This is a genomic window from Novipirellula galeiformis, assembly GCF_007860095.1.
Lineage (GTDB): Bacteria > Planctomycetota > Planctomycetia > Pirellulales > Pirellulaceae > Novipirellula > Novipirellula galeiformis.
Genome location: NZ_SJPT01000012.1, coordinates 31,996 through 47,631, shown reverse-complemented (window position 1 = coordinate 47,631; position 15,636 = coordinate 31,996). Strand labels below are relative to the sequence as shown.

The window sequence follows — 15,636 nt, the reverse complement described above, 5'->3', positions numbered from 1 at the left end:
GAGCAAGCGGTTTAAGAAATCTTGTTAAGACATCGTGGGTCATTCCGATGCAATTCACAGCCTAGCGTGGGCGGTTTGAGTGAGCTCGCCAGGGACACTAAAAGTTTGCCCGGCGCACCCCGATCACCGCGAACGCAGGATAGCGAACCGCCACCATTCGTGTCGCGATATCGCTGTTCCTCGCCGTCACCATGATGCTGGTGCGATGACCGTAAACGCCTTGCCGAGGTTCAACGATGACTTCCCAAATGGAGCTCACCCCCGTCGCGGCGGCAAGCATATCGAGCTTCATTCTTTCGACTTGGTAATAGCGTTGATTGGCACGTTGATATTGCATCGCCGAGGATTGGACCATCAAGTTTTCGCGTGCTTGTTCCTGCTCGTATTTTTCTTGGCTAAGCCACCGCTCCCAACCCGGTTGCAATACGGCGAGGTCCTTCTTGGCAAACATAAAGAAGGGCAGGCTGATCTCGTCGCCGCTCTCGAGCTTCATCAAGACCCCTTGAAGCGGATACGTTTTCGCGTCCGCTCCGAGCGGTTTTGCCCACGCTTCGAGATCCCTCTCCGTTTCGAGCTTTTCATTTTCGAGATGAGAGACAATCTTTAAAACCAAACTTTGATGCAGAGGAGCCATCCTGGCAAACGGAATTCCATTGACGAAGACATTGCCCACTCGCCGGGTAATGACCAGATCTTTCTTGCCGTAGGCAATCACACGCCCACGGATCATCATGCCGTCGAATGCGGTCCAGGTTTGCATTTCATCAGCCGATTTCGCAAAGCTGTCGGTCGCTTCTTTGGAGGCGATATAATCCCGATCGCTCTGGGATAATTCCGCCAGCTCGATGGCGACCAACTTCCCACTGGGACGCTTCAAAACCACCGTCCACGGGTTGAACGCAATCACCTCGGCTTCGAGTTTGAATTGACCATCGGGATTCGACCACTCGCGAGCATCGGCGGACGCGGCAATCCCGACGATGACTAACAGAAACAGTAGTAGCGGAATGAAGACTCGCATTGCACTAGCTCCCTAATAAGCAAATTGGCGACTATCTTCAATTTAACACGATGGCTGCCTGAAACAACTTGAACGACCACGGCGGTGAACTTCAAGCGACGACAAAAAAGCTTGGCCGCGTCGACCTCGTTGCCTTCGAACGATAAAGTGATGGGACAATTGACGCTCCAAATGAGCTCGGGATCGAAACCGTTCGAAAGCAAACCGTTTTCTCAAAACACCCTCCCCCCCATGGCCAAAAAGCAATCATTGAAAGAAAGTCCTGCCCCCTGGTATGCCGATGGGCTTCGCTTTGAGTGCTCTCAGTGCGGGGATTGCTGCAGCGGTGAGCCGGGATTCGTGTGGGTCAATGAGGATGAAATCGCAGACCTTGCCAACGCAATGAACATGGATGTCGATTCCTTCGAACATCAATTTGTTCGGCAAGTCGGAGCGAACAAGAGTTTGAAAGAGTATCCCGATGGGGACTGCATCTTGCTGGATCCCGAAACCCGCAAATGCTCGGTTTATGATTCCCGGCCGATTCAATGCCGGACATGGCCGTTTTGGGACAGCAATCTGGCCACCAAGAAAGACTGGAATGAAACCTGCAGCGTGTGCCCCGGTTCCGGAAAAGGGCGGGTGTTCAGCTTTGCTGAAATCGAGATCCAACGAAAAGAAAAATCAGTGTGAGTGTATTGATTGCCTGCGACGCTTGGCATCAACGCGCTCGATGTCGAGGAGCGGAAGCCTTTGTGGGAGTGCTTTTTCCGACACTTCCACGTACAACTATCCCCTCACAATCAAACTTCTACGATCCATGACGCGATCCTCCTCTACTCGATAACACGGCCTTGAACTGATGCGGCGAATCGGCAGCCTTGAAAACGAAACTCTTGCTCATCGGTTTTGCGATTACTTGCTGACGTTGTCCATTGACGCCGCCGCCGATTCCGATGCGAGCGTGGACAATCCCCAGTGGGATATCTGGATTCGCGACGAGCAGGACGTGGACGAAGCACGCAATCAATTCGCCTTGTTTGTGCAATCGCCCGAGTCCGATACGTATCAAGTCAAAAGCAAAGCGGACGCGCTGCGCGACAAACGCGTCAGCGAGCAGCAGCAGAAACTCGCCGAGCGTAAAAAATTGCATCGGACCCTGCCCACATCGGGGGGAAGACCTGCGATGGGAGGACTAGGAGGCTCGAGCTTTGCCGCGCGACAGCAGAACATTCCGGTCGCCATTGGCGTGATTGTTCTGTCGGTGATCGCCAGCTTTGCGGGCGGCTTTGGACGCCCACGCCTTTCGCCGGACGCGAGCAAGTTGACGAGCGAGCAATCGGTGGATTACGCGATGTCGTTTGTCGATCGACGCGACTACGCCGAAAGCGATGGCGACTGGTTCGCGTCAATCCGAAAAGGAGAGGTTTGGCGTTTCATCACTCCGATGTTCTTGCACGCCGATCCGCTGCACCTGGCGTTCAATATGATTTGGATCTTCTTGCTGGGGTCCGCCATCGAACGGCTGCAGGGGTCGCTGTTTTTAGCGGTCCTGCTGTTCGTCAGCCAATTAGCCGGGATGCTGCTTCAGGTCTCGCTTCCCGGCTCGGAATCCTTGCCCCCGATGCTCCATGCGCTTGCCGGATCCCCTTTTGCGATCGGAGCTTCAGGAGCCGTGTACGGATTGTTTGGCTATTTATGGATTCGCCCCCAAATGGACGCCTCGTTTCCGATTCGATTGTCGCAGGGGAACGTGATGCTAATGCTCGGATGGCTGGTTTTGTGCATGACAGGGATGTTCGGCCCGATCGCAAACGGCGCCCATCTGGGCGGATTGCTTGCCGGCGTCGCCGCGGCCTTCCTCATCTCTCACAAACGATAGCGTTTTCGACGCCAAAGACGCCCCCAGCGAGCTCGCCCCCAAGAACGTCCCGTTTTCAAGGCTTCGAAGTTGCGAGCCATGAAGGGAGAGCATCAGCCTAGGGGAGGGGGTAAACGGACTCGCCCCTGTTGAAGTGCCGTTGTATTGCCGTCTTTCTCAGCAAATCACAACCCGAAGCCTCCGTGAGGGACCGAGTCATGAGGGACCGAGTCATGAGGGACATTCCCTCGCGGACGCTTCGGATTATGAAAAACACGGCACTTCAAAACGGACACCTCGGGTTGTGAACAACCCGAGTTCCGTCGCGCGGCCAACGGGCAACGCCTTTCCAAAGGACAGCCCGAGACAAAAAAAAACGCCGCAAACACTTGCGTGCCCGCGACGTTTTCTTGTTTTCATGATCCGCAGCGATGCCTAAGCTGCGGTCGTAGGAGCGGATTCGCCCGCTTGCTTTTCTGCGACGGTGCGATAATCGACCACGTCCCAAACCAGTCCACACGCTCGCAACAAGCGAATCGCTTGCCATGTGATGTCAAACTCCCACCACTTGTGGCCATGCTTGGCCATCCGTGGGTAAGCATGGTGGTTGTTGTGCCAACCTTCGCCGTAAGCCACGATCGCAACGAGCCAATTGTTACGGCTGTCGTCGGTCGTTTCGTAGTTCTTGTAGCCCCACATGTGCGATGCACTGTTCACCATCCAAGTCGCGTGCAAGACACCGACGAGGCGAACGAACATGCCCCAGATCAGAAGCGAAAGCCCGAAATCGACGCCGCCGATCGCGTAACCAATGCCGTACAGGGCACAGCCCACTCCAATATGAAGCGGCAAGAACAACATGTCTAAAATCCGCATCCCGCGTTGCTTGTAAAGGTCCGGTACCCAGCGCTGCAGGTAGGCCGTTCGATCGCCATTGTGGGTGTGAAATGCGAGCCACATGATGTGAGCCCACCAACCTCCTTCGTGCGGCGAATGCGGGTCGCCCTCATGATCGCTGTGGGCGTGATGCTTGCGATGGTCGGCGACCCAGTCGAGCGCCGAGCCTTCACCCGCCAAAGTCCCAATGGTTGCAAACGTATAGCGAACCCACGAATAGGTCTTCATCCCGGTATGCGTCAACAGACGGTGGTAACCAAGACAAATCCCCAAGCTTCCGGTCATCCAGTGCAGGACGAGCATCACAGCCAACCCGGTCCAGGAAAAATAGAACGGGGCCGCGAGCACGACGAGATGAGCCAAGGTCAACCAACCAATCGCCCAATAACTGAGGTTCTTGACGTGACGTCGTTCGCTCGCAGTCGGATGGGCGTTTGCTGGCAACTTTGATGCATGATCATGGCTCGCATGAGGCGAATGCTGATCGCGATCCGATTTTGGATTCGATGAACGCTGAATCCGATCCAACGATTTCCGTTCGCGGCGAGTCTGTTTTTGGGTAGGAGGGATGACCGAAGCCATGAGCAGTGATCCTGTCTTTGAATGTCCATGTGGAGCGTCAGACAGCTCACGAAGTTGTCTGAAGTACGGGGATTGTACAAAACGGCAAGCCCCGATCTGTCTCAGATCGGGGTATCCTGTGTAACAGGAGTGTAAAAGTCCGCCGATTCTCGAAGGACAAACCGGAGAACCCCCTCCATAGGTAAGGTCGCACGGTCCACCAAGCCGTTGTGGCGAGACGATTGAGTCAAGGTTGCTAGCCCCCCCCAGGTGCTGAACATTAGTTTCCCAAAGCTCAGCCGTTTCCCGAAGCTCAGCGAACCATCGGCATGTGACCAGACCGCAAGCGATCAGGAATTCACGATCGCCAACGCCGAGCTCCCGTCCACAACTGGGTTGCCACCATAAAAACGGAACTCCGCGATCGTCGACGTCCACGGACTGGTGATTGGGCAGCGGGGAAAAAAGGCCATGAGGGACTCGAGCGGTCGATGCGAACCATCCGTTGAGCGATGGGGGCTGCTGAAACGCTTTGCCGACAAACCGGGGAGAGTGGGAGCAGGGGATGCTCGATCGCGTCATCGAACGAGCATCGGCCGACGTAAAGAGCGCCGGCCAGCGTAAAGATTGCCACAGATCGCAGCTTCACCCAGTGATGAACGATGTGACAGCTATGAACGATGTGACGGCCGCAGCGATCCACGCGGAACGAGGGATTTCCCCCATCATCCGCTAGCAAAAATGGTAGTGGGTAACGTCGCCGACCGGGTTCGAGAGAAGGCGTCTGCTCCACGAACGCCACCGCCAGCGATATCAAATTTACAACACGAGAAAAAACGTGTAATTCGTGCAATCGATTGCGTTTCGGGCCGCAATGTGACGCTTAAAATCGCAGATGCCACCCAACTCCAAGGCTTCGGATTGCCGAACACTTAGCGGAAAAGTGACTCTAAAACTCGAGTTCGCGAGACGACTCGGTGCCCCCAACTTGTAATTCTTTTTAACCCACTCGATGATTTTTCGCTGTCGCATCGGATGCAATGACCTATAATCCTGCCTTTATGATTTAGGTGATCACCGTCTAGCCAGTGGATCTCTGGGGCAAGCAAATGCGGAATCTACGTGAGAACGAAGAATTTTTTCCCGTCGATCCTGCCTCGGACACTAAGGTGCGTGGACAGCGGGATCGCGAAACCCATTTGCCCGACGGTTCGACCGATCAGTTCATTCCCCCATGGAAACCCGGGGACCAGCTCGGTTCGTTTGTGCTTGGGGAATTGCTCGGCAAAGGATCCAGTGGATTTGTTTATCGCGCGTGCAACAAAGACACGGGGCATCATTGCGCACTGAAGCTTCTGACGCCCGCCAAGTGCGAGAATTTGGTGCGCAACAAACTTGGCTTCCGCCGCATGATCCCTCTGCGACATCCGGGTTTAATCCATGTCGACCGAATTCATTATCTCGACGGCTACATTGCCTTTTCCATGGAAGAGGTCAAAGGGCAAACGTTTGCGGTGGGGGTTTGGGAGCTGACCCAAGCTGACAACGATGGCTACCGACACCTACTCTCGTTGATGCGTCAATACGCATCGGCATTGGCGGTCATGCATTCCAACGGCTTGGTGCATCGCGATATCAAGCCCCAAAACTTAATGATCGATCATCAGGGGCGGGGCCGTTTGATCGATTACGGACTGGTTGGCACGATTGACATTGCAGATGATCCGAATGGATTTCGCGATTACTTGGTGGGGGCACCGCACTTCTTTGCACCGGAGAGCCTGTGGGAGCAATACTATTTACCCGCCAGCGATGTGTTCAGCCTTGGCTTGGTCATGCTCGATGCACTGCGAGTTTTGGACCGTTCGAGCGATCCACTACACCTCTCGATCGAACGCTCCCAAGATTGTCGTCGTGAAGACGAAGCGATGATCAGTGAAGCGGTAGAGGACTTGTCATCGGATGTCCCCACTGTGCTGCGTGAAGCATGTCTAGAGATGCTACAAAGTGATCCCGTGGATCGCCCTACCGCCGCGGAACTATCGCGACTTGGCTTATCGACGTCACCGCGTTTTCTATTCCTCGACCGTCCCATCATTGGACGCGAGAAAGAGTTGAACCAAGCATTTGCTTGGGTTGATAGTATTTTCGACGGCGGGGTGGGCCGTCTTCATATCGAGGGCGAATCGGGAGTCGGTAAAAGTTGCTTGGTGGAAGAGATTGAGCAATACGTTCGCTCCAAGCGATGGGGACAACTGTTCCAGGCGAAGTGCCGGTCGGGTGAAGACTTTCCGATGCAAGCCTTCGATCAAATCGCCGACACCATTGCGACTCGCTATATGAAAAGCGATCGAGAAATCATGCAACTCGATCCCGTCAGCGCCGAGTTTTTGCACTCCGCGTTTCCCGTGCTGAAGGACGTTGTGCAAGCCAGCGTTTCGGCAGTCCCGGTCCGAAAAGTTTCCCAGCGACTCGATGCAATCGAAGCGGGAGTGCGATTAAGCGAAGAACTGCGATTGATGGGACCGTTAATCCTCTTGATTGATGACGTTCATTGGGCGGATCGCGACAGTCTAAACGTGCTGGATCGTCTTCAAAATGTGTCGGGGGGCATGCTTGGGATCATTACGATTTCACGTCCTAAAGGGGACCGGCAAGTCTCGCCACCGCACCTGAAACTATCAATCGATCCATTATCGCACGCGGCGTCCAAGGAACTACTATTGCATGCCGCTCGTCGGTGGTCGGTACAACTCGACCACGACGCATTGGAATCACTGATTACCGCAGCCCAAGGCTCCCCGCTTCGCCTCGTCGACTTTACCGAAGAATTCCATCCCGGAGGATTGCTACACCATACCGTCACAGGCGAACGTGCCGACGGGGAATTGGGAAGCATGTCGAACATCGAGCGGCTCTGGGAATTGCGTGTCGCACGATTGAGTGCAGAAGCCAGGACCGCACTCTCGTATATCGTGACTGCGGAAAATTTGATATCGGCGGAACAACTCAGTGAGCTGACCGGGCTTGGCGAGTCGATTGACGCGGTGCTTTCAGAACTCGTCCAACAGCGATTGGTACGCGATGATATCACCGGCGACGAGTGCATCTCGGTCTACCACGACAGCATCGCGGACAACTTGGCGAAAACGCTAACGGAGGAGCAAAAACGCGAATGTCATTTAGCTTGGGCGAGGCTGCTTTCTCGCCAAAATCAAGGCGGTAAATTAGCGGCGCGTATCGCCGGCCATTTCTTCAATGCCCATGAACCGAGTCGCGCGGTTTCCTTCGCAATTCTTGCTGCGGAGGACGCAGACCGCTGCTTTGCGAAAACCGAATCCGCTCGTTGGCACGCCAGAGCGATTGACCACCTGCATGGCCCCGAACGCATCGAACGGATTCGCATCGCCGCAGAGACGTTTATCGAAGCCGATCGACTCGCTGATGCCGCAAAGTACTTCCAAATGCTCGCGTTGGAGGTCGGCCATAAAGAGAGCGTCAACTATCGATTGAAGGCAACCTCACTTTTGATTCGCAGCGGATTTTTCCAGGAGGCACGTGATCAGCTTCGCACGCTAACTGAATTACTTAATTTGCCGTCTGCAAAACCGCGTTGGTTAAGCCAGATCAATATTGCCCGTTTGCTGCTGAATTTTGCTTACGTGTCGATGCGAGGGGCGAGCAAACGACCGGACGATCAAGCCGCTACCGATGAAACGGTGATTCGCAATCGCCAACGTTTGAATCTATGCCTGTCGATCTCAAACCCGTTAGCGATGTTCGATAACCTACATGCCTTCGAATTGAACATCGTCGGGTCCGGCCTTGCCATTCGCTATGGCAACGAAGCTGAACGAATCCTGGTGGAAGTCGGCAACGCCCTCTTTTCGTCGCGTGACCGTGGAGCGAAACGGATCCGTAGTGAGATCGTGATGCAGCAACTCTTGCCGCGAGCGATTGCAACCAAAAACGCAAAAGTGATCGGGGACGTCTGGGCTGGAATCGGTTTTTTACAAGGGCTCGCGATGCGTTGGAGCAGCGTGGAGGCGCCGATGACAAAGTGCTTGAATCATTACAGTGAACATCAGGACCACGTAGGCCAAGAACTTTGCCATGTCCGCGCCATGAGCCTGTGCGCTCTATGGCATATCGGTCGCTGGGGACAAATGCGCAGTATGGGCGAAGAAATGCTTGAGCTTTCCCAGCAGCGAAACGATCAACTGCAATGGATGATCATGAGCAGTGGCCACGGCGGCGTCACGTGGTTGATGCGAGACCAGGTGGAAGAAAGCGAGCGGATTCGCATTCAAAATGCAGCAAAAATGGGGCAGAGCCGGGACGTGCAAATGCTCGATTTCTTTGAGTGGATCTCGTTGATGCAAATCGACCTCTACAAAGGGGATTACCAAGGGGCGTCGCAGCGACTGAGCAAGATGCCGTCCTCATGGCACAATCTAATGGTTTCCATAGTCCAGGCGCATCGCGTGATGGTGCAGCAATTTGTAGCCTTGGTTGGGTTGCATCTGCTTAAACAAAATCCACAAGGACCTTGGGGCAAGCAAGTCAAAAAGGCGATTGTGCGATTGCGTCGTGAGCGGAATCCGTTCGCGGAAGCCATGGCTCACTTCTACGAAGGACTACTGCTGCAGCTCACCGCGTGCTCGCCCAAAGACATTGCCGAGGCGCGAAAGCATCTCGTGATCGCCTGGGAAATGAGCAAAGAGGATCGACTTCGCCCGTACCAATTGGCGGCCGAAGATGCGATCGCGGTGATCGACCATGGCAAGTCCGCCGGGCGTCTGATCCAGCGAATGGACCACCATGGCATCGTCGACTCCCAGCGATTTTCGCGACTCTACACGATTTAAGGGCATCCGACGGGCACAGGCTTTCCACCTTCGCTGGCGGCGCTGCTGGATTGCGCCCCCTTAGCCCTCCACGAGCTCTTTTGCATCGCACGCCCCGTTGTTGAGCACCGCAAAGGGGCGATAGTTTGTCGATCTTCAGCGGCAGGATTCGATGGAAAATCGGCCGCAGCGCCTTTCGCGGAATGGATTTGCTAGCGAGCCAAATGCCACTCCGTGCGATCTCTCTGGCATCGGCTATGCCTGGGAGCTTAGAATCGGCCGCAGGACGCCTCTCTTTTTTCGTGCGAAGGATCGCCGTCATGTCCAAACCAAAAACCGAGTCCCGACGTGGACCTCGTATTCTGATCGCTCGCCTGAGCGCAATTGGAGATGCGATTTTGACGCTCCCCGTTGCCTGCGCCTTGCGTGCCAAATTCCCCGACGCCTATCTAGGTTGGGTGGTGGAGCGAAAAGCGGCACCGATGGTGCGGGGGCACCGAGCCCTCGACGCAGTGATTTCACTGGAGCGCAACTGGTTTCTCTCTCCCAAGGGGATTCACACGGCACGTGCACAGTTGAGGCCCCATCGATTCGACATTTCGCTCGATTGCCAAGGGAACACCAAGTCGGCCTTGGCCGGATGGATCTCCGGCGCGAACCAGCGAATCGGTTATGCGGGGCAATACGGGGGTGAACTCAGCCGGTTGATGAACAACGTGCGTATCGCTCCTGCGTTTCGACACCTCACCGATCGCTCCCTTGAACTGCTCACGCCCCTTGGCCTTCGTTCTCCTTCGGTTCACTGGGACTTGCCGGTCTCGGATGCCTCCGTCGTTTGGGCTTCACGATGGCGCCGCACCATTCCAAGCAAGCGTATTGCCGTCCTCAACCCAGGAGGAACATGGCCTTCGAAGCGATGGGAAGCGAGTCGTTTTGCACAAACCGCCGTCTACCTAAAGCATCGCTACGGCTATCAGTCCGCGGTGGTATGGGGCACCGGCGAAGAGCGAGCGATGGCCGATAAGATCGTGGCCCAAGCCGACGGAGCGGCCGTATTGGCGCCCCACACCGATCTACATCACCTCGCGGCACTGATTAGTAACGCTAATTTATTCATTAGCGGGGACACCGGGCCGTTGCACATCGCGGTTGCAGTCGGCACCCCAACCATCGGGCTGTATGGCGCAACACGTCCCGGTGATTCGGGACCTTATGGTCAGATTGCGATTCAAAAAGCATACGAATCGAGCTCGCGAAGGCAGCGCAGCAATGCCAACAACTCCGCAATGCGGGCGATCCAAGTCGCGGACGTTTGCGCTGCGATCGATGAACTGCAGGGAAAACAACCGCTAGTCGGAGCCGCGTAGTCGCGCCGCCGGCCATCAGTCCCAGCTCAAGCTGCCGGCCGACTGGTACTCGGTCACGCGAGTTTCGAAGAAGTTCTTCTCTTTAGCCAAATCCATCGTCTCGCTCATCCATGGAAACGGATTCGAAGAACCGTATTGCATCGGTAGCCCGATGCGTTCGAGTCGCCGGTCGGCAATATGTTGGACGTAATCGCGGAACAGGTCATGATTCAACCCCAGGATCCCGGTGGGCAAACAATCGCTCGCATACTCCAGCTCCAACTCGACCGCTTGCTTGACACGGTCGATCATCGCGTGCTGGAACGACTCGGTCCAGAGCTGAGGATTCTCAGCCTTGATGCCGTTGATCAGATCGATACCGAAATTCAAATGGATGGTTTCGTCACGCAAAATGTATTGAAACTGCTCGCCGATTCCGGTCATCAGATTGCGGCGATGAAACGACAACATCATCACAAAGCCCGTGTAAAAGAACACGCCTTCCATGATCAGGTAGTATCCGATCAAATTCTTTAGGAACGTCTGGGCCCCTTCCTCCGTCGACGTGGTGAAGTGCGGATCGAGCACTTCGGCGGTCAACTCGGTCTCAAAGGCATCCTTCCGCGCGATCGAAGGGACCTCGTGGTACATATTGAACACTTCGCCTTCGTTCAACCCCAAACTATCGACCACGTACAAAAACGTGTGTGAATGCACCGCCTCTTCAAAGGCTTGTCGCAACAAGTATTGGCGACACTCGGCATTGGTCACATGTTTAAAGATCGCCAATACAAGATTGTTGCCGACCAAGCTTTCGGCGGTGGAAAAGAACCCGAGGTTTCGCATGATCACACGGCGTTCGGCGTCACTCATTCGATCGCTCCGCCACGTTTCAATGTCCTTGGTCATCGGAACTTCGGTCGGCATCCAATGATTGGCGCAGCCGTTTTGATAGTGCTCCCAGGCCCAGTTGTACTTCAGCGGCATCAATTGATTGACGTCAACTTGGCTGCAATTGATCAATCGTTTTTCGTTTGCAGCAAAGCGAGTGGCTTGAGTTTCATTTGGATTGGAATGGGACATGGCTTACATCCGAGGGTCGGTGGGAATGGGAATGGTGCATCGTGAGCGAAGCCAAGCGGCTAGCCCTAGTCGGCTGTCGAGAACCATCGGGCCATCGACAACTTGGTCGTCTTTGCTGAACTGAGTGATTTGGAAGGGACCGTTTCGCTGCGGCAAATCGCAGCCCCCGAGATCGGTCAAAACAAAAAAATCGCCGTCGTTTTCGATTCGCATATATGCCCGAGCAATGCCGGGCGTATGGACGACGCGAAAACCTCGCTCGAGCCAGTTGATATAGAAACGCATCGCGATCGTCCAACGCGGCAACCCGCGTGGCGGCCTATTGGCACGCCTCGCAGTCAGGATCTTCAATCGAACACGCCGACGGCACTGGCTGCGGTCCGCGGTCGATGCGAATCTCACTTGACTCGCTGGCCGATTTCATCCAACGAGGTTGGATGCCATGACGATTTACGTCGACCGTCGACTTTTCAACTTGCGTCGCGGCGAGTGAACGCAAGTAATACGTCGTCTTCAAACCGCGTTGCCAGGCAAGTTTGTACATCGAGTCGATCGCTTTGCCGCTCGGCTTGGCCAAATACAGGTTTAGCGACTGGCCTTGGTCGATCCACTTTTGTCGTCGCGACGCCGCCTCGATCAACCACTGTGGCTCGATCTCAAAGGCGGTGGCGAACAACCGTCGAATCGGCTCAGGGACTCGCTGGATATCAGCCAACGAACCGTCGTGGTACTTCAGATCATCGAGCATTTGGGCGTCCCACAAACCGTGCTCCCGAAGCACATTGACCAGCGGTTCATTGATCTGTGTGAATTCACCCGACAGATTGCTTTTGGCGTACAACAGCTTGTAGGTCGGCTCAATCGATTGCGTCACCCCGATAATGGTGGAGATGGTCGCGGTCGGCGCGATCGCCAAGCAATTGCTGTTTCGCATCCCATGGGCGGCAACCGCATCGCGAACGAGTTGCCAATCCATCGTCTCACTGCGATCGACATCGATGGTGTCGCCGCGTTGTTGTTGCAACAGCTCGATGGTGTCGATCGGCAACAAACCCCGGTCCCACTTCGAGCCGCGATACGATTCGTAGTGCCCACGCTCGGCAGCCAATTCGGTCGATGCGAGCAGCGCAAAGTAGCTAATCGCTTCCATACTGCGATCGGCGAACTCAACCGCTTCGTCACTGGCAACGGCGATCCCCAATTGGTGCAGCGCGTCTTGATAGCCCATCATTCCTAACCCGACCGGGCGGTGACGCTGATTCGCGTTACGAGCTTCCGGTGTGGGGTAGTAATTGATGTCGATCACATTGTCGAGCATTCGCATCGCGGTCGAGATCGTCGCTTGGAGCAACGCGTGATCCAAACGACCGTCGACCACGTGGGCGGCAAGATTGACGCTGCCCAGGTTGCAAACCGCCGTCTCGTCCGCGCTGGTATTGAGCAAGATTTCCGTGCACAGGTTGCTGCTATGAACCACGCCGGCATGGTCTTGCGGGCTACGGATGTTCGACGGATCTTTGAACGTCACCCACGGATGCCCGGTTTCAAACGTTCGCGTCAGCAATTTTCGCCATAGCTCGATCGCGGGCAGTTGGCGATGCTGTTTCATTTTCCCCGCCGCGGCAAGCTCTTCGTAGTACTCGTATCGCTCGCGGAAGCGTTGCCCATAGGCGTCATGCAAATCGCTCGCCTCGTCGGGGCTAAACATGGTCCACATCCCGCCATCACGTAGTCGCTGCATGAAGAGGTCTGGAATCCATGCTGCGGTGTGCATGTCATGGGTTCGCCGCCGATCATCGCCGGTGTTCTTACGGAGATCGAGAAACTCTTCAAAATCGAGGTGCCATGGTTCCATGTAGGCGCACACCGCTCCTTTGCGTTTGCCCCCCTGATTCACCGCGACCGCAGCATCGTTGACGATTTTTAAAAACGGAATCACCCCTTGGCTGGTGCCGTTGGTGCCTTTGATTAACGAACCGGTCGCGCGCACGGAGGTCCAGTCGTTGCCCAATCCACCAGCCCATTTCGACAGCATGGCGTTGTCACCAATGCTCTTGAAAATGTGTGCCAAATCGTCTTGCACCGTCGTCAAATAGCAACTGCTCAATTGCGGATGTCGAGTCCCCGAATTAAACAACGTCGGCGTCGCACTGGTAAAGCGAAACGAAGAAAGGAGTTGGTAGAACTCAATCGCGCGTGCAGTTCTCTGGTCCTCCTCTTCACGCAGCGCCAATCCCATCGCGACCCGCATCCAAAAGTATTGGGGGGTTTCGATGCGTCGGCCTTCGACATGTAACAAGTAACGATCATAGATCGTCTGGACGCCCAAATAACGAAACAACTTGTCTCGTTCGGGCAACAAGGCCGCGGCAATTCTCTCGAGATCGAAGGAGCGTAATTGTTCGGACAATCGTCCACAGCGAACGCCCTCGATGACGTAGTGCTCAAAACGATCGCGATAGGTCGTTTCAAAATGTTCATCGCTTTGAGTCACATCGAGCGTTTGTCGATAGACGATCGCTAACTGCAACGCGGCGGCAAACCGATCGTAGTCAAGACTGCGTTCGATGCGACTGCGCGCCGACAGCACCAGGGCGCGTGCAATGTCACCCGGAGTCATCCCATCGAACGAACCTCGGATCACTTCGGCAATCACTTCCTCGGTCTCGATACCCGGCAATCGGGACTCGGGAATCGAGTCGAGAAACGATTGCAACCTCGCTTCGGAAAACGCCACATACACCCCCGGTTCGATTTGCAATCGCATCCGTGGTGTCGCCTCGCGGTTTTCAACCGCCAATTCGTCCAAGTCCGCATCGACATGCCGCACCGCTCGCAACCGCGCATGCTCGGTGCGGTACAAAATGTATCGGCGAGCGACATGGAAATGTTCACGCCGCATCAAGCCAATTTCGACGACATCTTGAATCTGTTCGACGCTCAAGCATCCCTTCGACGCTTTGGACGATGCCGACGCATAGACTTGCTCGATGATCGCGAGGATATCTTGGTCAATCTCTGCACCAAGCGGTTGTCCATCGGCTAGATTCAATTCCGCATGAAACGCCTTTTCGATGGCCGACGCGATTCGACTGCGGTCCATGTCGACCTCGCGACCGTCACGTTTGCGGACCTTTAGCACGGCACCGACCGGGCCAGCCTTTTCCGATCTCGTATCACTCATGATCATTCATTCCTGCGGCATGGGCTTTCCTCGATCGCTAGCGCAACTGGCAAAAAGCGTTTCACTGAAGCAGCAGAGCATTCTTCGCAACACGCTCCGACGTGAACCGTTTGCGAGGGTCGGTTCACGCGGAACCAAATCAATCGCTTACACGATGCGACTCGAGCGGGCGGAAAACGCGTTACTGCGGCCCTGAATGTTTTTGCGGTGGCACTAAAACTTTTGCGGTGACACCTCGCGGTTCGCAGCCACCTTGATCACGAACGGAAGTACCGATCGCAACGCTCAGCGTGCAACGCGCGGGGGAGACAACGACAACGATCGAGCAGAAGCTCACGAACCATGTAAAAAGTTATCAACGTGCGATGGAAAAATCAGGAGCGTCGGTTAGCGGGCTCGCTGAACCTTTCCGCAATTCACGTTGCAACGATCACCCCATTCCGAGAGGGCACAAAACCGTCTATTTCGTGGTAGGTCTTCTGACTCACTGCCGTTCAATCCTCACAGCCTTCTCACTGATGCCCTCGAATGAACGAGTTTTCTCAGCAATGGCACTTTTAACGAAGGAGGATTCGATTTGGATGCTTGGCACCCGAGGCAGTTCACAGCGGCCGGACCGTCCCGGAATTTCACCGGAGTTCCCTGTTCGCTCGCGAGTGTAGAAACACCGCGAGTCACCACGAACGCTTAAGAATCTATCAACTCCGACTGCGGCGTCAATCCAATTTGAAAGGACAAGGCAAATTCGAATGCCCGTCCCGACGCTTCAGCCGGGAAATTACGACTCCGGCACGAGTCCAAAATCATTCCCTCGCCCGCTTCATCGCACCAATGAAGCGTGAGGTAAAAAGGGGGGA

The 15,636-nt window shown here is 55.2% G+C and carries 9 protein-coding genes and 1 riboswitch; of the genes, 4 read left to right on the top strand and 5 right to left on the bottom strand.

From position 1 onward, the window contains the following. Positions 1-97: 97 nt before the first annotated feature. Positions 98-1,021, bottom strand: a complete 924-nt coding sequence (locus tag Pla52o_RS23725) for an SHD1 domain-containing protein (RefSeq protein ID WP_231612615.1) — start codon at positions 1,019-1,021, stop codon at positions 98-100. 231 nt (positions 1,022-1,252) lie between these two features. On the opposite strand from Pla52o_RS23725, the gene Pla52o_RS23720 reads away from it, so the two are divergent. Together Pla52o_RS23720 and Pla52o_RS23715 are read left to right on the top strand one after the other, a co-directional pair. Beyond that, the gene (locus Pla52o_RS23720; RefSeq protein ID WP_146597122.1) at positions 1,253-1,693 is read left to right on the top strand and encodes a YkgJ family cysteine cluster protein; all 441 of its coding nucleotides are present in this window, start codon (positions 1,253-1,255) and stop codon (positions 1,691-1,693) included. Positions 1,694-1,862: 169 nt separating this feature from the next. Further along, entirely contained in the window at positions 1,863-2,882 is a 1,020-nt protein-coding gene (locus tag Pla52o_RS23715; protein WP_146597121.1) for a rhomboid family intramembrane serine protease, read from the top strand. A 414-nt stretch (positions 2,883-3,296) separates the two neighbouring features. On the opposite strand, the gene Pla52o_RS23710 is transcribed toward Pla52o_RS23715, so the two are convergent. Next, on the bottom strand, positions 3,297-4,340 hold the full coding sequence (locus Pla52o_RS23710) for an acyl-CoA desaturase (RefSeq protein WP_146597120.1): 1,044 nt from the start codon (positions 4,338-4,340) through the stop codon (positions 3,297-3,299). A gap of 1,088 nt (positions 4,341-5,428) precedes the next feature. Here Pla52o_RS23710 and Pla52o_RS23705 point away from each other — a divergent pair. After that, positions 5,429-9,187: a serine/threonine-protein kinase gene (locus Pla52o_RS23705; RefSeq protein ID WP_146597119.1), complete on the top strand. Its 3,759-nt coding sequence runs from the start codon at positions 5,429-5,431 to the stop codon at positions 9,185-9,187. A 299-nt stretch (positions 9,188-9,486) separates the two neighbouring features. Next, the gene (locus Pla52o_RS23700) at positions 9,487-10,533 is read left to right on the top strand and encodes a glycosyltransferase family 9 protein (protein WP_146597118.1); all 1,047 of its coding nucleotides are present in this window, start codon (positions 9,487-9,489) and stop codon (positions 10,531-10,533) included. 15 nt (positions 10,534-10,548) lie between these two features. Here Pla52o_RS23700 and Pla52o_RS23695 read toward each other — a convergent pair whose 3' ends face one another. From Pla52o_RS23695 to Pla52o_RS23685, 3 genes are read right to left on the bottom strand one after another with little or no spacing between them, the layout of a single operon-like run. After that, positions 10,549-11,595 (bottom strand): ribonucleotide-diphosphate reductase subunit beta, encoded by a 1,047-nt coding sequence (locus tag Pla52o_RS23695; RefSeq protein ID WP_146597117.1) that lies wholly within the window; start codon positions 11,593-11,595, stop codon positions 10,549-10,551. 3 nt (positions 11,596-11,598) lie between these two features. Further along, the gene (locus tag Pla52o_RS23690; RefSeq protein WP_146597116.1) at positions 11,599-11,880 is read right to left on the bottom strand and encodes a hypothetical protein; all 282 of its coding nucleotides are present in this window, start codon (positions 11,878-11,880) and stop codon (positions 11,599-11,601) included. A 34-nt stretch (positions 11,881-11,914) separates the two neighbouring features. Next, positions 11,915-14,779 (bottom strand): ribonucleoside-diphosphate reductase subunit alpha, encoded by a 2,865-nt coding sequence (locus tag Pla52o_RS23685; RefSeq protein WP_146597115.1) that lies wholly within the window; start codon positions 14,777-14,779, stop codon positions 11,915-11,917. Positions 14,780-15,231: 452 nt separating this feature from the next. Then, a riboswitch (cobalamin riboswitch) is annotated at positions 15,232-15,476 on the bottom strand. Positions 15,477-15,636: the final 160 nt, after the last annotated feature.